Annotated in this window: 16 protein-coding genes and 2 pseudogenes; 9 read left to right on the top strand and 9 right to left on the bottom strand. The window is 71.8% G+C overall.

All coding sequences use genetic code 11. From position 1 onward, the window contains the following. Positions 1–155: pseudogene (locus ABGB11_RS39675) on the top strand (IS5/IS1182 family transposase); the annotation flags it as partial. Between the two features lie 28 nt (positions 156–183). Here the strand turns inward: ABGB11_RS39675 and ABGB11_RS39670 are convergent. Continuing rightward, on the bottom strand, positions 184–1,674 hold the full coding sequence (locus ABGB11_RS39670; RefSeq protein WP_347640696.1) for a tyrosine-type recombinase/integrase: 1,491 nt from the start codon (positions 1,672–1,674) through the stop codon (positions 184–186). 710 nt (positions 1,675–2,384) lie between these two features. Here ABGB11_RS39670 and ABGB11_RS39665 point away from each other — a divergent pair. The 4 genes and pseudogenes from ABGB11_RS39665 to ABGB11_RS39650 form a co-directional block, all read left to right on the top strand. Continuing rightward, positions 2,385–2,711 (top strand): pilin, encoded by a 327-nt coding sequence (locus ABGB11_RS39665; protein WP_347640695.1) that lies wholly within the window; start codon positions 2,385–2,387, stop codon positions 2,709–2,711. Between the two features lie 347 nt (positions 2,712–3,058). Next, complete coding sequence (locus ABGB11_RS39660; protein ID WP_347640693.1) at positions 3,059–4,525, top strand: hypothetical protein; 1,467 nt, start codon at positions 3,059–3,061, stop codon at positions 4,523–4,525. Further along, positions 4,522–5,517, top strand: coding sequence for a PrgI family protein (locus ABGB11_RS39655; protein WP_347640692.1), 996 nt, complete (start codon positions 4,522–4,524; stop codon positions 5,515–5,517). The genes ABGB11_RS39660 and ABGB11_RS39655 overlap by 4 nt, the downstream gene beginning before the upstream one ends. Next, a pseudogene (locus ABGB11_RS39650) lies at positions 5,517–7,220 on the top strand (conjugal transfer protein TraC); the annotation flags it as partial. The gene ABGB11_RS39655 and the pseudogene ABGB11_RS39650, both read left to right, overlap by 1 nt. A 61-nt stretch (positions 7,221–7,281) precedes the next feature. On the opposite strand, the gene ABGB11_RS39645 reads toward ABGB11_RS39650, so the two are convergent. From ABGB11_RS39645 to ABGB11_RS39625, 5 genes are all read right to left on the bottom strand, one after another. Continuing rightward, complete coding sequence (locus ABGB11_RS39645; RefSeq protein ID WP_347640691.1) at positions 7,282–7,569, bottom strand: LysR family transcriptional regulator; 288 nt, start codon at positions 7,567–7,569, stop codon at positions 7,282–7,284. Positions 7,570–7,858: 289 nt separating this feature from the next. Beyond that, a complete protein-coding gene (locus ABGB11_RS39640; protein WP_347640690.1) occupies positions 7,859–8,806 on the bottom strand; it encodes a DNA-3-methyladenine glycosylase 2 family protein in 948 nt (315 codons plus the stop codon). 221 nt (positions 8,807–9,027) lie between these two features. Further along, entirely contained in the window at positions 9,028–10,095 is a 1,068-nt protein-coding gene (locus ABGB11_RS39635) for an NDP-sugar synthase (protein ID WP_347640689.1), read from the bottom strand. A gap of 39 nt (positions 10,096–10,134) precedes the next feature. Further along, on the bottom strand, positions 10,135–11,283 hold the full coding sequence (locus tag ABGB11_RS39630; protein WP_347640688.1) for a glycosyltransferase family 1 protein: 1,149 nt from the start codon (positions 11,281–11,283) through the stop codon (positions 10,135–10,137). 124 nt (positions 11,284–11,407) lie between these two features. After that, positions 11,408–12,112 (bottom strand): class I SAM-dependent methyltransferase, encoded by a 705-nt coding sequence (locus ABGB11_RS39625; protein WP_347640687.1) that lies wholly within the window; start codon positions 12,110–12,112, stop codon positions 11,408–11,410. Positions 12,113–12,178: 66 nt separating this feature from the next. On the opposite strand from ABGB11_RS39625, the gene ABGB11_RS39620 reads away from it, so the two are divergent. Then, entirely contained in the window at positions 12,179–13,147 is a 969-nt protein-coding gene (locus ABGB11_RS39620) for a lysylphosphatidylglycerol synthase domain-containing protein (RefSeq protein ID WP_347640701.1), read from the top strand. Further along, positions 13,144–13,467 carry a thioredoxin gene (gene trxA, locus ABGB11_RS39615; RefSeq protein WP_347640686.1) on the top strand — a complete coding sequence of 108 codons (324 nt, stop codon included), beginning with the start codon at positions 13,144–13,146 and terminating at the stop codon, positions 13,465–13,467. The genes ABGB11_RS39620 and trxA overlap by 4 nt, the downstream gene beginning before the upstream one ends. On the opposite strand, the gene ABGB11_RS39610 is transcribed toward trxA, so the two are convergent. Genes ABGB11_RS39610 through ABGB11_RS39600 form a run of 3 tightly spaced genes read right to left on the bottom strand, consistent with a single transcriptional unit; the run spans position 13,442 to position 17,667 of the window. Beyond that, the gene (locus tag ABGB11_RS39610; RefSeq protein ID WP_347640684.1) at positions 13,442–14,590 is read right to left on the bottom strand and encodes a glycosyltransferase family 4 protein; all 1,149 of its coding nucleotides are present in this window, start codon (positions 14,588–14,590) and stop codon (positions 13,442–13,444) included. The two genes, trxA and ABGB11_RS39610, sit on opposite strands and share 26 nt — an antisense overlap. 4 nt (positions 14,591–14,594) lie before the next feature. Continuing rightward, complete coding sequence (locus ABGB11_RS39605; protein WP_347640683.1) at positions 14,595–15,590, bottom strand: glycosyltransferase family 2 protein; 996 nt, start codon at positions 15,588–15,590, stop codon at positions 14,595–14,597. A gap of 40 nt (positions 15,591–15,630) precedes the next feature. Next, positions 15,631–17,667 (bottom strand): hypothetical protein, encoded by a 2,037-nt coding sequence (locus ABGB11_RS39600; RefSeq protein WP_347640682.1) that lies wholly within the window; start codon positions 17,665–17,667, stop codon positions 15,631–15,633. 111 nt (positions 17,668–17,778) lie between these two features. Here ABGB11_RS39600 and ABGB11_RS39595 point away from each other — a divergent pair, with 111 nt between their 5' ends. Next, on the top strand, positions 17,779–18,777 hold the full coding sequence (locus tag ABGB11_RS39595) for a TIGR03089 family protein (protein ID WP_347640681.1): 999 nt from the start codon (positions 17,779–17,781) through the stop codon (positions 18,775–18,777). Positions 18,778–18,889: 112 nt separating this feature from the next. Continuing rightward, on the top strand, positions 18,890–20,311 hold the full coding sequence (locus tag ABGB11_RS39590) for an LCP family protein (protein WP_347640680.1): 1,422 nt from the start codon (positions 18,890–18,892) through the stop codon (positions 20,309–20,311). Positions 20,312–20,320 lie beyond the last annotated feature (9 nt).

Here is a 20,320-nt window from a genome sequence, read left to right as displayed (position 1 = left end):
TACGCGCGCTGCGCAGCCTGGGCGAACGCGGCTTCGCCCTGCTCACCGAACGCTGGACCACGCTCCAGCACATCACGCTCAGCCCCAGCCGGATCGGCGATCTCGTCCGGGCCGCCCTCGTCCTAGTCCATTTCGAACACCGCCGGATCACCTGAAAGTCAGTGAGAAAACGTCACTGTCCGGTCACGATGCGTTGGCCGCCTGTCCGGTGGCTTCGCCCCCGTCCTCGGCCATTCCGCGCTCTGAAGCCGATGGTGGCGGTATCTCGGTGACCTTGGCGCCGGGTCGTCCACGGCGCGGGCGATGGTTGCCCAGGACGACGGCGGCGGCGTCTTCGGCCGACTGCCGCGCGAGTTGCGGTAGGACGCTGGTGTAGATGTCGGCGGCGATGGCCAGGGAGGACAGGCGCAGGGTCTCCTGGACGACTTTGAGGCCGTATCCGGCGGCGAGCAGGAAGGTGGCGGCGCCGTGCCGCAGGTCGTGCAGCCGCACCGGTGGCAGCCCGGCTTCCATGGACAGTTGCTCGAACTCCTCGGTGACATCGTTGGGGTCGACCGGGCCGCCGGTGGGTGTGGTGAACACGAACCCGGTCTCGGTCCAGGCGGCGCTGGCGGTGAGGCGCTCGGTGTTCTGCCTCACCTTGTGGGCGCGGAGTTCCTTGATGGTGGTTTTGTCGAGGTTGATGGTGGCCTCTCCGGCGTCGGTCTTGGGTTTGACTTCGAAGGTGTCGGGGCCGATCTGGGTGATCTGCCACCGAATCGTCGCGGTGCCACCTGTGAGGTCGAGGTCGGTCCAGCGCAGCCCGCACGACTCCCCGCGCCGCAGCCCGCGAAAGGCGATGAGGTGAAATTGCGCGTACAGCCGGTGCCCGCGGGCCCGCTCCAGGAACGCTCGGGTCAGAGCTGGCGTCCAGACCATGACCCGCGACGGGCGTGGGGCGCCGATGTAGGCGTCCAGCCGGTTGATGCGCTGTCCGATCCGCTTGTGGGGCTCGAGCCGGGACAGGCGTCGGCGGCGGTCGTTCATCGTTTCGATGTGCGCGGCGAAGTCGTGCTGCCATTGGTTGATGCGTTCCTCGGTCCACACCAGCGCCTTGGGTGCTTTGCCCGAGGGTAGTTCGACCAGGGCGGCGACGTTGATGTCGATGAGGCGCTCACGGACCGCCTTGGCCAACGCTGAGCGCAGGGTGGCGCGGATGCGGTGCTTGGTGGCCGCGCCGACCAGGCGTTGCCCTTTGACCTTGGCGCGCAGTTTGGGGTCGAGGGTTTCGCGGGCGCGGGCGACCAACTGGTACCGGTAGGCGCGCAGCCGGACCCCGGGCGCGCCGACGCGAGCGGCATGACGGGCCTGGCGGCGGGAGCCGTAACGGGCGCGGCCGCACGCGCCGCACAACCCGAGTTGCAGCCCCGCCAGTACCTCGGCGACACGGTCACCACCACGGTCATCGTCACGGTCGCCGCCAGGCCGGTCGCTGGTGGTGAAGCTTTCGGTGATCAGGTCGCCTTCGCTGGTGCAGTTGCTGATCAGGTGCCGTGCCAGCTGGCGGCCCACGGCTTGGCGGTGGTGGATGCAGATGCCGCTGCCGGGCATCGACCGGTTGGTGCGGGCACCGGTTCGAGCCGCCGGTTCCTCGGTGTGGGCGTCTGAGCACAGCCAGACGGTCAGCGGAACCATGCGCCGCCGACTGGCGGGCCCGGTGTTGGTCGTGGGCGGGTGGTTCGGGTTGGACGGTGTGTGGTTCATGTGCTGGGTGACCCGAGACGGCCACCCGATCCCCGTGCACCCCTTAAACACCGTCGGCAGGCCCGATTTTGGCCTGCCATCTCTCCCATGATTCGGTCAAGATCACCTGCCGTCCCCTTGACCCGGCCTCTGCTCGGCAGGCAGCGGAGCACAGGGCCTCACACGCGGACGGGCCGAGGCGGAGCCGCGTCCGCGGGCACGGAATTGATCGGCGATCGATGTCAAGTCTCGGCAATATCTGCCGGCGGCGAGGCCAATTTCGGGCCCGATCGCGGTGCTTAAAGGGGGCCAGCCGAGATCACCGGCGAGCGGCGCGACCCCGTGGGCACGACGTCCGACCCGGTCCCCGCCGCACCCAAGCCGTCACTCGTGTTCTCAAGGAGGACACCCGTAGCCCCGGGGCCGCACCGCTCCTGGTGATCGCCGGCTGGCAGCCGACATCCGTTGCCAACCCGTCCGGAGACGCTGCCATGCGCACCCACAACAGCCCGTCCCGAACCATCCGCCGCTCCGCCCCGAATCAGCCCGTCGACGAGAGCACTCGATGCCGCAACCGAACCGGCCCTCCCGCTACCACCTCATCGGTTCCGCCGTCCATCACGGGCGGGGCACCTCGCCCTCGACCGCCGCGGCTGCGGTTGGTGGCCGCGTCGCTGGTGTGGACGGCCGGGTGCGTGGTGACCGCGCTGCTGGTGCCCGGCGTGGCGGAGGCCGGCACGAGCCTGGCCGCGGCGGCCTCGCTGGACGAGGTGATCACCAATCTGCGGAACGTGATCGTTGGGTTGCTGGTGGGGTTGGCGACACTATTCGCCACCATCGGCGGGGTCCGGTACATGCTGGCCGGCGGCGACCCAGGCGAGGTCGAGGCGGCCAAGAAGACCCTGCGGTATGCCGCGATCGGGTACTCGGTCGCGGTGCTGGCGCCGTTGCTGGTCAAGATCCTGCAGGGCATCGTCGGCGCGCCGTGACCGCCGCGACGTACCCGCCCGCTCGGCCGTCTGGGTCCGCGGCGTCCACGATCGCGGTAGCACTGCTGGTGGTGCTGACGGCGGGCATGGCGCTGTGCGTGGCGGCCGGGCCGGTGTGGGGTGCTGCCGATCCCGCACCCTGGCCGACGACGCCGTCACCTGAGGCGCCCGCCCAGACGCCGGCGACTCCCACGGCCGCTGCTACACCGGCCTCACCGTCGCCTCGACCAGCCGCTCCGTCTGAGTCTTCGCTCCCGTCACAACCTGCGGGACCGATGCCTTCACCGGCCCCGGCGACGCCGGGCGCGCACAACCCAGGCGGTGGGGAGGGGACGGGGTGCGGGTTCATGGACGTGGGCTGCATGGCCAAGCAGGCGGTGAACGGCTGGTTCGCCGACCTGGTGACCAGCGCCGCCAAGCCGGTCTGCGACCTGCTGTCGCAGACCGTACTGGGCACCCCGCCGCTGGACTCACCCGACATGGCCCGCGCCAAGGACCTGTGGGGTGTCTCGCAGACCATCGCCAACACCTGCTACGTGCTGCTCATCACCGCCGGCGGGGCGCTGCTGATGGCCGGGCACTCACTGCCCGACAGTGAACTGACGCCCGGGCAGTTGGTGGCGCGGCTGGTGGGTGCGTTCGCGGCCTCCAACCTCAGCCTCATCCTGATCGGGTACGCGATCACCTTCGCCAACGGCCTGTCGGGTGCATTCCTGCGCGCCGGGGCCGAGGCGATCGACCCGAGCCGGGTCGCCAAGGCGATCGCCGCGTACCTTGCCGCGAGCCTGGTCCCCAATCAGCCGTTCACGATCTTCATCGGGCTGGGCGTGGTGGTGCTGGCGGTGTGCGTGGCGTTCATCTACATCATCCGGATCGCCCTCACCATGGTGCTGATCGCCGCCGCGCCCGTGGCACTGATGTTCCACGCCCTGCCCATTACCGACGGGCTGGCCCGGCTGTGGTGGCGCAGCATCACCGGCGTGCTGGCCATCGGGGTCTGCCAGGCCCTGATCCTGGCTACCGCATTCCGGCTGCTGTTCTCCGACATCAACCGCTCCGGCGACTCCGACGCTCACTTTCCCGGGATCGCCTCTGGGACCGGAATCGATCTGCTGCTGGCGCTGTGCCTGCTGTGGCTCATGGTCCGCGTCCCCTCCTGGGTCGCCCGCACCATCTGGCGGGCCGCCCAACCCAGCGCGCTGACCGGGATGGTCAAAAGCCTCATCCTCTACCGCGGTCTCGGCGCCCTGATGCGCCGCCGCGTCCCCACACCCCGCAAGTTCTGGAACCCGCCACCGCCACCTTCGCCTCCTCTTCCACCACCGCCTCCTCCTCCACCACCGCTTCCTCCTCGGCGGTACTTCCGGCCGCCGTCGGCGCTGTCCGGTCCGTCCCGCCTGCCCCTGGAGGCGGCTGACACCTCGCACATGCCGCCGGGGTTGCCCGCCCCTTCCGATCCGCCGCCCGCGCTGCCCGCCGGTGCGATTCCGATGCCTTCTGGAGCGATTCCGATGCCGCCAGGCCCACCACCCGAACCCGGCCGTGACGGGCAAGGAATCCGGCACCCGATGCAGCTGACACTGCCGATCCCGGCCGGCAAGTCCTCCACCGCACGTCGGCCGACGCAGCTGGCGTTGCCGGTCCCGGTGACCCGCGTCCCCCGGCCGCCCACGCCCGGCAGCCCAGCGGTACCGGGTGGGCGTGCGCGGGTGCGGTCATGGCAGCTGATGCTGCCCGGCATGCCCAAACGCCCTGTCCCGCGACGGCAGTTGACCTTGTGGACCGACCCGCCCAAGACCAGGAGAAGCCAGTGAGCCCTGCCAACCACCGCTCGTATGAGCAGTATGCGGCACGTATTCCCGCCGACATCGACCAGCCCGACAAGATCCTCTACGGCCTCACCGCGAGGCAACTCGCGATCCTGGCCGGTACCGCCGCGGCCTGCCTGTGGGCCTTCCTCACCTTCGGGCCGCTGGTGCCGTTCCCGATGCTGATCGCGGTGCTGGTGCCGGTCGTGGCGACTGGTGTCGTGCTGGCAGTCGCCCGCCACGACGGCATGAACCTGGACCGCTACATCCTTGCCGCCGTCCGCCACCTGCGTGGATCCAGAGAGCGCATCACCGGCGCAGAGTCGGTGCAGCCACCGCCGGCCTGGTGCCGGATGCGCGGACGTCTACCCGAGCCCTTGCGGCTGCCGGTCCGTGCCGTCCGCCAGGACGGGGCGCTGGAGTCAGATGGGGGCGAGGTCGCCGTCATCGTCCGCGCCGGCACCCTGACCTTCGGGTTGCGGACCCCAGGCGAACAGGCAGGGCTGGTGGCGGTGTTCGGCCGCTGGCTCAATTCCCTCGATGCCCCTGTCCAGATCCTCGTCCAGGCCCGCCCGGTCGATCTGACCGGCCTGGCCGACCACATCACCCACCACGCACCCGCCCTACCCGATCCGGCACTGGAGCAGGCCGCGTATGCGCACGCCGCGTTCCTCACCGACCTCGGTAGCACGCACGACCTGCTCATCCGGCAGGTCCTCATCGTCATCACCGGCCACATCCCAGCCTCAGCCCCCGCCTCCGTCCTGCCCTGGCGGCAGCACGAACGACGCCGGGTGGCACGCAACTCGGCCGCTGCGGTTGCCCTGCGGCGCGCCACCGAAGCCGTGCAGAGCTTGGCCGCACTCGGCGTCCCGGCCGAGGTCCTGGACGCCGACAGCGCCACCGCCGTTCTGGCCGAATCGCTATCCCCAGGTGAGCCCCCTCTTGTGGACAACGCGACTCCTGGCGACGTGATCACTCACCGGAAGGAGGGCTGATGCGCCATTCACTTGGTGCGCTCTCACGCACGCTCGGCCTCACACCCCAAACCGGCGCCCCCGCCGATGGCCTCGCAGAAGACAGCCGTGGAGATGGCCTGGACCTTTCGGGGCTGGAGCTGGGGCTGGGCCCGTCGGCGCTGCGCGTCAACGCCCGCTCGCTGGAGCTGCCGGGCGGAGTGTGCGCGTCGTTCGCGGTGACCGGGTACCCGCGGGAGGTCGGCGCGGGCTGGCTGGAGCCGCTGCTCACCTATCCCGGACGCCTGGATGTCTCCCTGCACATCGAGCCGATCCCGCCGCTTGTCGCCGCGCAGCGGCTTCGCCGCCAGCTCGCCCGCCTGGAATCGGCGTCGCGCGCCGATGCGCAGAGGGGGCGGCTGGCCGACTTCGCTGCCGAGGCCGCGGCTGACGACGCCGCCGAACTCGCCGCTTCGCTGGCCCGCGGTCACGGCCGCCTGTTCCGTGTCGGTTTGTACCTGACCGTGCACGCCCCGGACGCGGGTGTGCTGGAGGGGGAGGTGCAGCGGGTGCGGGCGCTGGCCGCGTCGCTGCTCCTGGACGCCCAGCCCACCACGTTCCGCGCCCTGCAAGGCTGGACCTCCACGCTGCCGCTGGGAGCCGATTCGATCGGTGCGCGGCGGGTGTTCGACACCGCCGCGCTCGCCGCCGCGTTTCCGTTCACCTCACCCGACCTGCAGCCGGTGCTGGGTGACACGCCGGTGCTGTACGGGCTGAACGCCTACTCGTCGGGCGTGGTGGTGTGGGACCGGTTCGCCCAGGACAACTACAACTCCGTCACCCTCGCCCGCTCGGGAGCCGGCAAGTCCTACTTCACCAAACTCGAAACCCTGCGGCTGCTGTACCAGGACGTGCACGTCGCCGTCATCGACCCCGAAGACGAGTACCGGCGGCTGTGCGACCACGTCGCCGGAACCCGCATCGCGCTCGGCGCGCCCGGCGTCTGCTTCAACCCCTTCGACCTTCCCGACGGGCAAGGCGAAGACACCCTGATCCGCCGCGCGCTGTTCCTGCAGACCCTCATCAGCGCGATGCTCGCCGAGCCGCTCACACCGGCGGCACGGGCGGTGCTGGACCGGGCGGTCCTAGCCGCCTACCGGGCGCGCGGGATCGGCTCCGACCCCCGCACCTGGGCGCGTCCCGCCCCCGTCCTTGCCGACCTCACCAACCAACTCGACACCATCGCCCAATCGGACGCGCCGGAGGCGGGAACCGCCGCTGATCTTGCGGCGCGGCTCGCCCCATACACCGCTGGCTTTTACCGGAGCCTGTTCGCCGGGCCGACCACCACCCGCGCGTCCGGGCACCTGGTCGTCTTCTCACTGCGCGACCTGCCCGACGAGGTCCGCAACGTCGGGATGCTGCTCGCTCTGGACGCGATCTGGCGCGCCGTCGCCAACCTCACCGAGCGGCGCCGCCGCCTGATCGTGGTCGACGAGGCCTGGACGCTCATGCGCGACGACGAGGGCGCCCGGTTCCTGTACCGGCTGGCCAAGTCAGCCCGCAAGCACTGGGCCGGCCTCGCCGTGGTCACCCAGGACGCCGGAGACCTCCTCTCCACCGATCTGGGGCGGGCGGTGATCGCCAACTCCGCCACCCAAATCCTGCTCCGCCAAGCACCCCAGGCCATCGACCACATCGCCGACGCATTCGACCTCACCGACGGCGAGAAGACCTTTCTGCTCGCGGCCGACCGCGGCCACGGCCTGCTGTGTGGAACCGGCGCCGGATCCGACCGGGCCGCGTTCACCGCCATCCGACGCGCGTCCACGGCACCATGCGGCGGTCGACCGGGGCGTCGGCGATGTCCCGGACGACGATGCCCTCCTCCCGCTCGGCGAGCACCTCGCCCGCCTCCGTCAGCCGCAGCCGCCGCCCGGCCCGCTCGACCACCGGGACGCCGACGTCCCGCTGTAACTGCGCGAGCTGCTGCGACACGGCCGACGGGGTGTAGCCGAGCGCGTCGGCGACGGCCGCGAGCGTCCCGCGCAGCTTGAGTTCGCGGAGCACCCGCAACCGCCCGAGATCCAACATAGTGAAGTGATTCTTACACAATCCCTACAGAAACCGTCGCTGGACCTACACGTTGGACGGAGTCAAACTGTAGGTGCGACGGGAAGGGACGGACACCCCGGCTCCACCGATCGCCCCGCGCGGGAACGCCTCCACAGCGATCCCAGGAAAGAAGTAGCCATGCTGTACGTGCTCGGCATCATCATCGCCCTCGCCGGCCTCGGCCCCCTGTTCGGCGCCGACAGCAGGGACGGCCTCGACTGGACCCCGAACAACTTCTGGCTGCGCCGCCGCACCGACGCGGACCCGGTCAGAACGAGCGATAGTCCCGGACGGCCAAACGGGGGCCGCGCCTCGGCGGGTGCATCCCGGACGATTCCAGCAGCCGGGTGACCCGGTACCGATGACCGGCGTAGGGCTCCAGCAGTTCGAGCATCCCGGCGTCGTCGACCTTGCGGCCGGCCAGCGCCCAGCCCACCAGGCCGGGCAGGTGGTAGTCGCCGACGGAGACGGCGTCGGGATCGCCGGCCGCCCGCTGCCGGACCTCGGCGGCCGTCCAGACCCCGATGCCGGGCAGCGACCGCAGCCGCCGCTCGCTCGGCTCCTCCTCCAGCCGCCGCGCCACCCGCGCCGCCCCGATGATCGTCCGGGCGCGGACGGCCTCCAGCCCCGACCGGTGCCACTCCCACGAGGGAATCCGGACCCACACCTCGGGCGGCGGCGGGACCCGCATGTGCGGCGCCCCCGGCGCCGGCTCCCCGAACTTCCGGAGCAGGTACCCCCAGGCCCGCCACGCCTCCTGCCCGAGCACCTTCTGCTCCATCACGGCAGGGACGAGCGCCTCGAACACACGCCGCGTCCGTCCGATCCGTAGGCCGGGCCGCCTCAGCACCTGGTCCCGGACGACGTCATGCCGCGCGACGAACCCGTCCAGGTCGTCATCGGCCCCGAGCAGCTCGGGAACCCCGTCCAGCAACCAGTCGGCCCCGGGCCCCCACCCCGTCGCCTCGACGACGTCGCCGGCCAACCGGAGCCGCAGCGTCCCGGGACCGTCGGGTGTGTGGGACGCCCGCCAGAACGACCCGTCCCGCTCCACCCGGAACGCCGGATCGCGGGACCCTCGCCGATGCGGCGACAGCACGTCCGCGAGATCGAGCACCCACGGCGGCCGCCACTCCCGGACCCGGCCGGGGAGACGCCCAGCGGTCTTCTCCCCGGCCGCACGGGCGGCGGGCGTACCGGACGGCACCGGAGCCACCGACCACCCACCCTCCGCTCGACCGTCCGCACTGCGCGCTGCCGCGCCCCAGTGTGCCACCCTCTGGCAAACTGCCCCGTGAGCGGCCGGGATGTGCTTTCGACCATGCTTGCGCGAGCGCTCGTCCGCCCATAGGACCCTCGTCAGCGTGCGGACGGCCCACACCGACCCGTACATCCAGATGCTGGCGCATCGCGCGTTCGACCTCACCGGATGGAGAATCAGGCGTCGGCGGAGAAGCGGATCGCGGTCGGGGGGAGTTCGATGCCCGGCCAGACCCGCAACCCGGGGCGCAGCTCGTTGCCGGGGCCCACCACGGCGCCGTCGCCGAGGACGACGCCGTCCAGGACGGCGCCGGGGCCCACACGCGCGCGGCGGCTGAGGACCGAGTCGCGGACCGTGGCGCCCTCGGCGACGAACGCGTTCTCCAGCAGGACGCTGCCGAGCACGGTGGCGCCGGCCTCGACCACGGCGCCCCGGCCGACGGTGGTGCCGCCGCGGACGACCGCGCCCGCCGCGACGCGGGAGCCCGGGAGCGTGAGGCGCTCGCCCGGATCGCCGGGCATCGCCGGGGACTCCAGAGCTCCGAGGACGAGGTCGCGCGACCCCCGCACGAAGGCCTCCGGGGTGCCGACGTCCAGCCAGTACCCCGACTCCACGTGGCCCATCACGACCGCGCCGGACGCGATCAGCGACGGGAACGTCTCGCGCTCGACGGAGACGACCTCGTCCTCGGGGATCGTGTCGATGGCCGAGCGGCGGAACACGTAGCAGCCCGCGTTGATCTGGTTCGTCACCGGGTGCGGCGTCTTCTCCAGGAACGCGGTGACGCGCCCGTCGGCGGACGTGGGCACGCAGCCGAACCGGGACGGGTCGTCGACCTCCGTGAGGTGGAGCGTGACCGCCGCCCCGGCCTCCTCGTGCAGCTTGACCTGGGCGCGGACGTCGTGGCCGGACAGGATGTCGCCGTTCAGGATCAGCACCGGGTCGTCCGGGCCGCAGGTCAGGGCGCGGGACGCGTTGCGGATGGCGCCGCCGGTGCCGAGCGGCTCGTCCTCGCTGACGTAGGCGAGGTCGACGCCGTGGGCGTGCGACCCGAACGCCGCCTCGAACATCTCGGCGCGGTAGGAGGTGGCGAACACGATGCGCTCGACCCCCGACGCGTGCGCGCGGGCCAGCTGGTGCGCGAGGAACGCGACCCCGGCCGTCGGCAGGAGCGGCTTCGGGGTGGAGATGGTCAGGGGGCGCAGGCGGGTGCCCTGGCCGCCGACCAGAAGGATCGCTTCCACTCGGTTCCTTTCTCCACCACAGGCCTGGTGGGAGCGAGCCTAGTGGGTGCGGGTGGCCGTGTACTGGTCCACTGCGCGCTGGTAGGAGGCCAGGTGCGCTTCGGCGGACGCCGGCCAGGAGAACTTCTGCGCGCGGGCGTGGGCCGCTTCCGCCAGCTCGGCGCGGCGGGGCGGATCGTCCATCAGGGCGGTGAGGGCGTCGGCGATGCCGGCCGGGTCGGGCTCGGTGTAGGCGACCGCGTCGCCGCCGACCTCCGGGAGGGGCCCGCGGTGGGTGGTGAGGACGGGCGCGCCGCAGGACATCGCCTCCAGGACCGGCAGCCCGAAGCCCTCGCCGCGGCTCGGGAGGGCGACGACCAGGGCGCCGCCGAAGAAGCCGGGCAGCGCCGACCAGGGCAGGTAGCCGGGACGCAGGACGCGCAGGTTCAGGGGGACGGTGGCGAGGGCCGCGTCGACCTCGTCGTCCCAGCCGCCCCCGCCCGCGAGGACGAGCGCCGGGGCGTCCGGGCGGTCGGCGCAGGCCTGCACCCAGCCGCGGATCAGGCTCGGGACGTTCTTGCGCGGCTCCAGCGCCCCCAGGTAGGCGACGTAGGGGCGGCCGTGCAGGCCGAGGCGGTCGGAGACGTGCTTGATCTCCGCCTCGGACGGCCGGTGGAACACCTCGTGGTCGACGCCGTGGTAGGCCACGTCGATGTGGGACGGGTCGGCGCCGAGGATGCGGACCAGCTCGTCGCGGGTCGCGCGGGACGGTGCGATCAGCCGGGTCGCGCGGCGGGCGGCGGACCGCGTCGCCGACTTGATGTAGGACGTGCGCACCGGGTCGTGCAGCTCCGGCTCGGCGAACAGCGTCACGTCGTGGATCGTCACCACGGTGGGCAGGGTCACGCCCACCGGCATCGTGTAGGTCGGCAGGTGGATGACGTCCGCGCCGACGCGTTCGGCCACGTGCGGCAGGCCCGACTGCTCCCAGGCGAGGCGGGTGGCCCGGTGCGACAGCGTCGCCGGGCCGGCCACCACCTGGGCGCCCGGGACGAGTCCCTCGTACCGTTTCGCGTCCGCGCGCTGGCAGGCGACGGCGAGATCGGCCCCCTGCGCGTGCAATGCGCACAGCAGCCCATCGACGTACCGTCCGAGCCCGCCGCGGTCGGCCGGCACGGCGGTGGCGTCAAGCAGAATCCGAGGCGCCACGGTCCACTCCCCCATCCAGCGCGGTGGCGTAGATCACTTTTTACTCTTCGAGCCTACGCCCGCCGGGCGCACGCCCGCCGGATCCGGTTCCACGCGATTCACGGTGGGAGCCCTCCCCACCCACCTATCTCTTACGCGCGCGCACGAGGACGATGCTCCCGCGCTCGTTCGGTGCCTTGCGGTCGGCCAAGGCGACGAGCGGCGTCAGCGGCGCCGCCGCGTTGAAGCCGACCTTGCCGCCGTAGGTGGACAGCGACAGGTACAGGCGCTCGGTGGCGGCGGTCCGGAACTGGTAGCTGTGCTGGACGAGGTCGAGGCCCCGCTCGTCCATCAGCTTGCGCAGGCTGTCGTGCGTGTACGTGTGCTGCACGTGATACTTGGACCTGTGGGCGTCCCGCAGCTTCGGCCACGCGTCGGCGCGGCTCAGCACGTCGGCGGACATGAAGATCTCACCGCCGGGCTTCAGTACTCGCGCCATCTCGTCCAGCGACTTCCCGCCGTCGTCGAAGTGCTCGATCGCGCAGACGGACAGGATCGCGTCGAACGCGCCGTCCGCGAACGGGAGCCGGAGCGCGTCGCACTCGATCAGCGCGGGCGCGTGCGCGAGCGTCCGGCCGTAGACCATCTTCCCGCGGGCGAGGTCGATCGACACCGCCTCGGCCCCGCGCCTGCGCGCGCGGCCGGCCCAGTAGCCGTCGCCGCCGGCGACGTCGAGGACCCGCTTGCCGCGCAGGTCGCTTCCCATCCAGCCGAGCAGCGTCCCCGCCTCGCGGTACCGGCACACGTGCACCTGGTGCCCCATGAAGGCGACCACATCCGAAATCTTCATCGCACCCCAACTCTAGGCCGCCCGGACGGCTGCGACGCCACGTTCGCCTACGCTGGGCGCGTGAAGATGAAGGTCGTCGCCGTCCGCGCGCTGCGCGTGTTCCTGGTGCTGCTCGCGCTGGCGTTCTGCGGCTACAGCGTGGCGTCGCAGTGGGACGCGACGGTGGACGCGTTCCGGCAGATGTCGTGGGCCGCGCTCGCCGGCGCGCTCGCCGCGGGCCTGGCGGGGCTCTTCGTCTGGATGCTCGGCTGGCGGGAGTTCCTCGGCGGGCTCGGCTCGCCGCTGCCGGTCCGGGCGATCTTCCGGATCTCCGGCATCTCCCAGCTCGGCAAGTACGTGCCGGGCAAGGTGTGGGCGCTGGTCACGCAGATCGAGATGACGCGCGAGCACAAGGTGCCGCCCGAGCGCAGCTTCGGGTCGACGATGCTGGCGGTCGCGACGTCCACGTCCTGCGGGCTGGCCGTCGCCGCGGTGACGCTGCCGCTGACGTCCGAGGCGGCCCGCGACCGGTACTGGTACCTGTTCCTGCTGGCGCCGGTCCTGCTGGCGCTGCTGCATCCGAAGGTCGTGACGTGGGCGCTCGGCGTGATGCTCTCGCTCATCCGGCGGCCCCCGCTGGAGCACCCGGTGAGCCTCGGCGTCACCCTGCGGGCCATCGGCTGGACGGTCCTCGGCTGGGCCCTGTTCGGCGTCCACACCTGGCTGCTGTGCATGGCCGTGGGCGGCGAGGGCACGGGCCTGCCGTTCGTCGCGACCGGGGCGTACGCGCTGGCGTTCGTCGCGGGCTTCCTGGTCTTCATCGCGCCGGGCGGCATCGGGGCGCGGGAGGCGGCGCTGACCGTCGTCCTCACGCCGGTGCTCCCGGCGGGCGCGCCGGTCGTGGTCGCGATCGCGTCCCGGGTGCTGCTGACCGCCGCCGACCTGATCAACGCGGGGGTGGCGCTGCTGCTCGGGCGTACGGCGCCGGCCGCCGGGAATGAACGGCCGTCCAAGGAGCTTGTGACGGGTACACACCCGACGAAGGAGGGACCGTGACGGCCCCGATCACCGTGACCGACGCGACGTTCGCGGACGAGGTCCTCAACAGCGACACCCCCGTGCTGGTCGACTTCTGGGCCGACTGGTGCGGACCGTGCCGCATGATCGCTCCGGTGCTGGAGCAGATCGCCGAGGAGCAGGAAGGCAAGATCAAGATCGCGAAGATCGACTACGACGCGAACCCGGAGACGCCGAACAAGTACGGCGTGATGGGCCTGCCGACCCTGCTGCTCCTCAAGAACGGCGAGGTCGTGGAGCAGATCGTCGGCGCCAAGCCCAAGCGGGCCCTGCTCAAGGTGCTCGAACCGCACCTGTGAGCGCGTCGCCGGTGAGGATGTCCAGGTATGCGGCCCAGACCGGGCCGTGGTCGACCGGGCGGACGCCGGAACGCAGACGTTCCGGCTCCCCCGGTTCATAGAAGCGGCGGACGGCGGCGGCGAGCGACGCCACGTCGTCCGGCGCGCAGATCAGTCCGTCCACGCCGTCGCGGATCTGCTCGGCGAACCCGCCCACATCGGTGGCGATCACCGGCAGGCCGTGCTCGTAGGCCATCCACACGTTCTGCGACGAGGTCGCCGACCGGTAGGGCATGACGAGCGCGTCGGCGGCGGCGAACAGCCCGGGGATGTCGGCGGCCGGGACGTACCCGGGCTGTAGCTCCACCCGCGACGCCAGGTCCAGTGACCGGATCAGCTCGCGGGTCTCTTCCAGACCGCCCCAGAACTCGCCCGCGACGGTGAGCCCGACGTCGCTCGGACCCTCCGCCAATGCGCGCAGGAGGACGTCCAGCCCCTTGTACGGGCGGACGATCCCGAAGAACAGCAGGCGCCGGCGCACCTTCTCGTCGCCGGACGCCGCGGCACCGGCCGACGGCAGATGCGCGGCCATCTCGGCGACGCGCACCGGGCGGCGGGTGAGCATCCGCGCCAGATCCGCCTGCGCCTCGGTGTGGACGAGGACGCCGTCCACCTTCCGCAGCAGCCGCCTCATCAGCGGCTCGTCATAGGCCTTGCGCTCGTGCGGCAGCACGTTGTGGCACAACGCCACCACCCTGCTTTTCGAGGGGGGACGACCCCCCAAACCCCCCGGGACCTTTTTGGCACCGCGTCCAAGGCCGGCGAGGATCCCCAGGTAAGAGGGCACCTGGACGGTGCTCAGCACCACCAGGACGACCAGGTCGTACGAGCGCAGCGCGCGGCCGGTGCGCCACCAGCCGTCCGGGCGCCGCCAGTCGAGGCGCCGCCGCGTGCCGGGGAACGGCTCCCCCTCCGGCTCGGAGATCGTCTGCTGCCCCGGGTACAGAAAGGACGGGTACTGGGCCCGCCACGACTCGATGACGACGTCGTGCCCGGCCGCCGCCAGCCGGTGCGCCAGCTCGGTGGTGTGCCGGGCACCGCCGCCCTTGTAGGGGAACGCCGGCCCGACGATCGCGATCCGCATCCCGCTAGACGTCGCCGCGCGATCGGACGATCAGGTCGGCGAGCAGCGCCAGCGACGCGATGATCAACCCGGTCACGAAGATCATGATGGTGTTGTTGGCGAAGTAGCCGAAGTGCACCACCATGTCGAACACGCCCTTGAGCAGCCCGATGACGATCAGCCACAGCGCGGGCGGCATCAGCACCTTGAGCGGGTTGAAGTACATCACCATCCGCAGCACCTGCAGGATGTAGCGGTAGGCGTCCTTGGTGAAGTGGAACTTCGACTTGCCGGCCCGCTTGGCGTAGTCGATCGGCATGTACCGGACCGGGTGCTGGTTCGACAGGAACGCGATCGTGATCGTGGTGACGCAGGAGAACCCGGGCGGCAGCAGCCGCAGGTAGGGCAGCGACACCTCGCGGCGGAACGCCCGCAGCCCCGAGTTCAGGTCGGGGATCTTGGTGTTGGTGAGCCGCTCGGCGACCTTGCGGATGAACCACTTGGCGGGCACCCGCAGCGCCTTGTGCGTCCCCTCCTCGGACGTGCGCGCCCCGACGACCTGGTCGACGGCCGGGTCGGTGTCGAGGACGTCGATCAGCTCGGGGATCCGCTCGTTCGGGTAGGACATGTCGGCGTCGGTCCACACCACGATCTCGCCGCGCGCCTGCTGCGAGCCGATCCGCCGGACGGTGCCCGACCCGCTGTTGTGCTGGAACGCGAGGATCCGCATGTTCGGGAACCGCGGCTCCGCCTCCCGCAGCCGGGCGAGCGTCTCGTCGGTCGAGCAGTCGTCGACGGCCAGCAGCTCGTAGGTCTTGCCGCTGGCGTCCATCGCCTTGCAGATGCGCTCGACCTCGTCGATCACGTGGTCCTGCTCGTTGTAGCAGGGCAGGACGATCGTGACGTGGACGGGCCCGGACGGCGGTTCGACGGCCTCGGGAACGGCCGCGGGCGCGGGCGCGGGATCCGGCGGCGGCTCCGGCGCGTGCGCGGGCTTCGGCTCGGCAGACTGGGTGCTCACGCAGCGCGAGGATACTCGCCCCCGCGCACCGGGGAGGCATCTACGGCCGTGCGGGCTCGGCGATCCAGACGTCCATGGACAGGCCCCACGTCCCGCCGGGCGGCTCGGTGAGGGTGCGCCCGTCCTGCCGGGTCCGCACGTGCAGGACCCGGCGCGGCGGCCCGTACCGGGCGACCTGCTCCCGCGTCGCCGCCATGATCACCGGACTCCGGCCGGCGGCCCGCACCTTGCCTGCGACACGCTGGACGTCGCCGGGCGTGGTCGCGCCGCCGGTGCGTGCGGCGGGCAGCCCGCACATCCCCCGCACGACCTGGAGGAACCGGTCGGCGGTGGACTGCTCGACCATCACCACCGAGGCGCGCGGGCCCAGCTCGCGGCACAGGCCGTCCACGGCCGCGACCTCGTGCTGCTCGGTGCGGGTCACCAGGAAGCCGCCGGACGTGATGAGGACGGGCACGAGCATCAGCGCGACGCCGGTGACGGTGCCCGCCCGCACCACCTCCGGGCCGTACCCGAGCCGCCGGACGCGCTTGACCGTCCACGCGCACGCGAACACGGTGAACAGCAGCAGCCCGGGGATGACCAGGCCGATCAGCCGCCGGGACGCCCACGGATGGTCGGGCGTGATCCCGGGCCGGATCAGCACCTGCGCGGTCGTCCAGACGATCATCGCGTAGGGCAGCAGCCACTCCGGGGACCGCCCGCGCAGCAGCCGCCGTACCAGCAGCGCCGCGCCCAGGGTGGCGAACAGCAGCGCGGGGAGGCCGATGTACCAGACGACCCAGTAGAGGGACAGCTCGGAGTACTGCCGGGTGCCGTCCACGGGGAGGTGCTGGATCCGCTGGATCGTCTCAATGAACCGGACGTTCATCTCGTCGTCCTTCGTCGCCGGCACGCGCCGGACGGTCTGCACGAACGGCCGGACGGCGAAGCCCGCCACGACGACGACGGTGAGGACCGCGGCGGCCCCCGGCACCCGGCCGCGGGCGACCGACGCACCGGTCCGGCGCAGCCACGTGCCCGTCCTGGGATGGCGGAGCAGCACGACCGTGACCGCCGTGGCGACGATCACCGCGGCGGTGATGGCCAGCAGGGGCTTCAGCGAGGAGCCCAGGTAGGAGAGGTACGGCCTGGACAGCACGGCCCCCTCGGTCAGCCCGGCGCCGGCCCCGAGGACCAGGCCGGCCGCCGTCCAGTACCCGGCCGGCCGGCGGTGCGCGATGAGGAGGCCGGCGAACGCCAGGACCGGCAGGACGTCCCGCAGCCCGTCGATGCGGACGAGCACGATCAGCCCGAGCACGGCCCCGGCGAGGAACGCCTTCGCGTGGGCGGCGCGTCCGTCCTCTCGGCGGACGTCGTCCATCAGCGACAGGCCGCCCAGGAGCAGCACGAGCGCGGGCAGCTCGCTGAAGGTGCCGCGGGAGACGTAGAGCATCGGCAGCGTCAGCGCGAGCAGCAGCGCCCCTGCGGGCGCCCAGCGCGGGCCGACGAGGCGCGCCACCACCCCGGCGAACGACAGGACGCAGCACGCGCCGAGCAGGGGCGCCATGAGCAGCATCCCGTGGGTGCCGCCGATCCACCCGGCGGGCGCCAGCACCAGCGGCAGCCCCGCCATGAACTGCGGGACGACGGCGCCGTCGTGCTGGTAGAAGGCGGGGCTCTGGAAGTGCAGGGCGGCGTCCGGGCCGCCGAACGCCGCCTCCCGCATCGGGATCGGCAGGGACCCGTGCTCCGCAAGCCAGGTCGCGAACTGGACGTAGGACGCCGGGTCGCGGCGGACGACGATCTGCTCCGCGCACATGACCACCTGGAGCACCAGGAACGCGGCCGTGATCGCGAAGACCGTCCACACCGGCCACCGCGGCGACGGGTCCGCGCCGCCCGGCGCGTGCGGCCTCCCCGGGCGGGAGCGCAGGCCCGCCCACAGCAGCAGCGCCGCGACCGGCACGAACAGCGCGACCGCCGGCACCGGGTGGAAGACCCCTGCGAGCAGCAGCGGCAGCGACACCGCCAGCCAGGCCGCGACGAGGAGCGCCGGAGCCACGGTGGCCCGGGCGAGCAGCCGGCCCGCGTTCATAGTCCCCGCCCATGCTCGCTCGCGTGAGTTCCGTCATCCACCCGTGCGGAGCGTAGCGGCACCGGCGAGGTGCCGCCGCACCGGCGATCATGCGCGCCTACGCTCGGACCCATGAGCGCACACGACGGCGGGGCGGCCACGCCCGCGGAGCTGCTGCGGCGGCGGGTCGCCGACGACCCGTCCCGGCCGCTGGTCACGTTCTACGACGACGCGAGCGGCGAACGCGTCGAGCTGTCCGCGCGGACGTTCGACAACTGGGTGGCCAAGACGGCGAACTTCCTCGTGGACGGGCTCGCGGCCGAGCCGGGGACCCGCGCCGTCCTCGTCCTGCCCCCGCACTGGCAGACGGCGGTGTGGCTGATGGCCTGCTGGTCGGCCGGGCTGGTGGTCGCGCCGCTCGACCCGGAGGAGGTCCGGCGGGGCACCGAACGAAGCGGGGCCGAACCGATCACGGGTCCGGGGCCGTATCAACGTGGGGGGACGACCCCCCACACCCCCCGGAACGGCCCCTATCAACGTGGGGGGACGACCCCCCACACCCCCCGGAACGGCCCCTATCAACGTGGGGGGACGACCCCCCACACCCCCCGGAACGGCCCTTACATCGTGGCGGCGGCACAGGAGGTGCTGGACGAGGTGACGGCGGACGACGTGCTCGCGGGCGGGGCCGAGGAGATCGTGGGGCTGTCGCTGCACGCGCTCGGCGGTCCGCTCGCCGCGTGCCCGCCCGGGGTGACCGACTACGCCGCCGAGGTCCGCACCTACGGGGACCGGTTCACCGCCGGGCCGGAAGTGACCCCGGAGACACCTGCGCTGGATGTGACAAAGGCCACATTCACCGCGGGACGGCTGGTGACCGCAGCCCGGGAGGCCGCCGCGAAATGGGAGCTGGACGCGCGCGACCGGCTTCTGGTTGACATGTCGTTCGCCACACTCGACGGAGTACTGACCGGCCTTCTCGCACCACTAGCCTCAGGTGCTTCCGTCATAATCCAACGAAACTTTGACAAAGCCACCCTAGATCGTCGCCTGACCGTGGAGCATGTGACGGTGGTGGCCGGTCCGCCCGGACCGAATGACGAATCCGGGTCCCCGTACCGGCTCCCCTGACCTACGCTCTCCCTTGCCCCAGTCCCGTCACGACCCCTGAAAGCGGTCCAACCCCGTGGGGGGCCGACCCCACACCCCCGGGAACCGCCCAGACCCCCGGACCTCGGAGCCGATGAACAGCAACCCGATGTACATGGAGTACGTCGACGACGCCGACCCGCAGCCGGCGCCTCGACGCGGCTGGCGCATCCTCGGTTGGGTGTGCATCGGACTGTCGGCGGTCATGGTCGCGGGCTCTCTCACCGCCTACGGCCTGTACCGCAAGGCGTTCGGCAACATCTCCCACGAGGACGTCAACGCGCAGCTCGGGCCGAACCGGCCGAAGAAGCTGAACAACGCGATGAACATCCTCCTGCTCGGGTCCGACACCCGCGCGGGGGCCAACGCCAAGTACGGCCGGCGGCTGAAGAACGAGGCGCCGCGCTCGGACACGATGATCCTGCTGCACCTGTCGCCCGGCGGCGGCCAGGCGATGGGCATCAGCTTCCCGCGCGACCTGATGATCCGGATGCCGTCCTGCAAGAGCCGCAACGGCGGGGTGATCCCGGCGCAGTCCCGCGCGCAGATCAACTCCGCGTTCACCAACGGCGGCGCGGCCTGCGTCATCAAGACGATCGAGAGCCTCTCCAACATCCGGATCGACCACTTCATGCAGGTCGACTTCAACGGCTTCAAGACCATCACCAAGGCGGTCGGCGGCGTCCCGGTGTGCCTGTCGAAGAGCGTCAACGACCCGAAGTCCGGCCTCCGGCTGAGCAAGGGCAAGCACGTGATCAGCGGGGAGACGGCGCTGGCGTACGTGCGCGTCCGGCACGGCCTCGGCGACGGCTCCGACACCGACCGCATCAAGCGCCAGCAGAAGTTCATGGGCGCCCTCGCCAGCAAGGCGATGAGCGCGGGCGTGCTGAGCAACCCGCGCAAGCTCTACTCGCTGATGAACGCGGTCACCAAGTCGCTCACCACCGACAAGGAGCTGACGCCGCAGGTCATGATGGACATCGGCCAGGAGATGCAGGGCATGACCTCCGGCAAGCTGCGGTTCGTGACCGTCCCGTCCGGGCCCGACCCGGCCGACCCGAACCGGGTGGCGCTCACCGACGCGGCCACGCCCTTCTTCGCCGCCGTCCGCAACGACAAGACGGTGCCGAAGGAGCCGAAGCCGGGCGCCTCGAAGATCCCGCCGAGCCAGGTGCGGGTGCGGGTCTTCAACGGCAGCGGCATCGACGGCCAGGCCGGCCGGGTGGCCGACGACCTGGAGTCGCAGGGCTTCCAGGTCACGGTCGGCGGGAACGCGTCCGCCCCCACCTCCGCCACGAAGGTGCTGTACGGTGCCGGCGCCGACCAGCAGGCCCAGACCCTGACCGCCCTGATCCCCAGCAAGCCGCAGCCGACCGCGCGCACCTCGGGCGGCACGCCCGGCGTCGTGGACCTCGTCGTCGGGCGGAACTGGACCAACCTCAAGAGCTCCGGCGGCGGCATCCCGAAGCAGCAGGGCGAGATCCGCGCCAGTGACGACATCTGCAAGGGAACCTGACCGGACAGC

Origin of the sequence: Actinomadura sp. B10D3, from assembly GCF_039871695.1 — a bacterium.
Classification (GTDB): Bacteria; Actinomycetota; Actinomycetes; order Streptosporangiales; family Streptosporangiaceae; genus Spirillospora; species Spirillospora madurae.
The sequence above is the reverse complement of the archived record's forward strand: the minus strand, read 5'-3'. Positions and strand labels throughout refer to the sequence as shown.

Bases quoted from the DNA above. Each gene is read 5' to 3' on its own strand.
- ABGB11_RS39670 (WP_347640696.1), bottom strand. From the start codon at position 1,674: ATGGTTCCGCTGACCGTCTGGCTGTGCTCAGACGCCCACACCGAGGAA.
- ABGB11_RS39660 (WP_347640693.1), top strand. From the start codon at position 3,059: ATGGACGTGGGCTGCATGGCCAAGCAGGCGGTGAACGGCTGGTTCGCC.
- ABGB11_RS39645 (WP_347640691.1), bottom strand. From the start codon at position 7,569: ATGTTGGATCTCGGGCGGTTGCGGGTGCTCCGCGAACTCAAGCTGCGC.
- ABGB11_RS39625 (WP_347640687.1), bottom strand. From the start codon at position 12,112: ATGAAGATTTCGGATGTGGTCGCCTTCATGGGGCACCAGGTGCACGTG.
- ABGB11_RS39620 (WP_347640701.1), top strand. From the start codon at position 12,179: ATGAAGGTCGTCGCCGTCCGCGCGCTGCGCGTGTTCCTGGTGCTGCTC.
- ABGB11_RS39610 (WP_347640684.1), bottom strand. From the start codon at position 14,590: ATGCGGATCGCGATCGTCGGGCCGGCGTTCCCCTACAAGGGCGGCGGT.
- ABGB11_RS39600 (WP_347640682.1), bottom strand. From the start codon at position 17,667: ATGAACGCGGGCCGGCTGCTCGCCCGGGCCACCGTGGCTCCGGCGCTC.
- ABGB11_RS39595 (WP_347640681.1), top strand. From the start codon at position 17,779: ATGAGCGCACACGACGGCGGGGCGGCCACGCCCGCGGAGCTGCTGCGG.
- ABGB11_RS39590 (WP_347640680.1), top strand. From the start codon at position 18,890: ATGAACAGCAACCCGATGTACATGGAGTACGTCGACGACGCCGACCCG.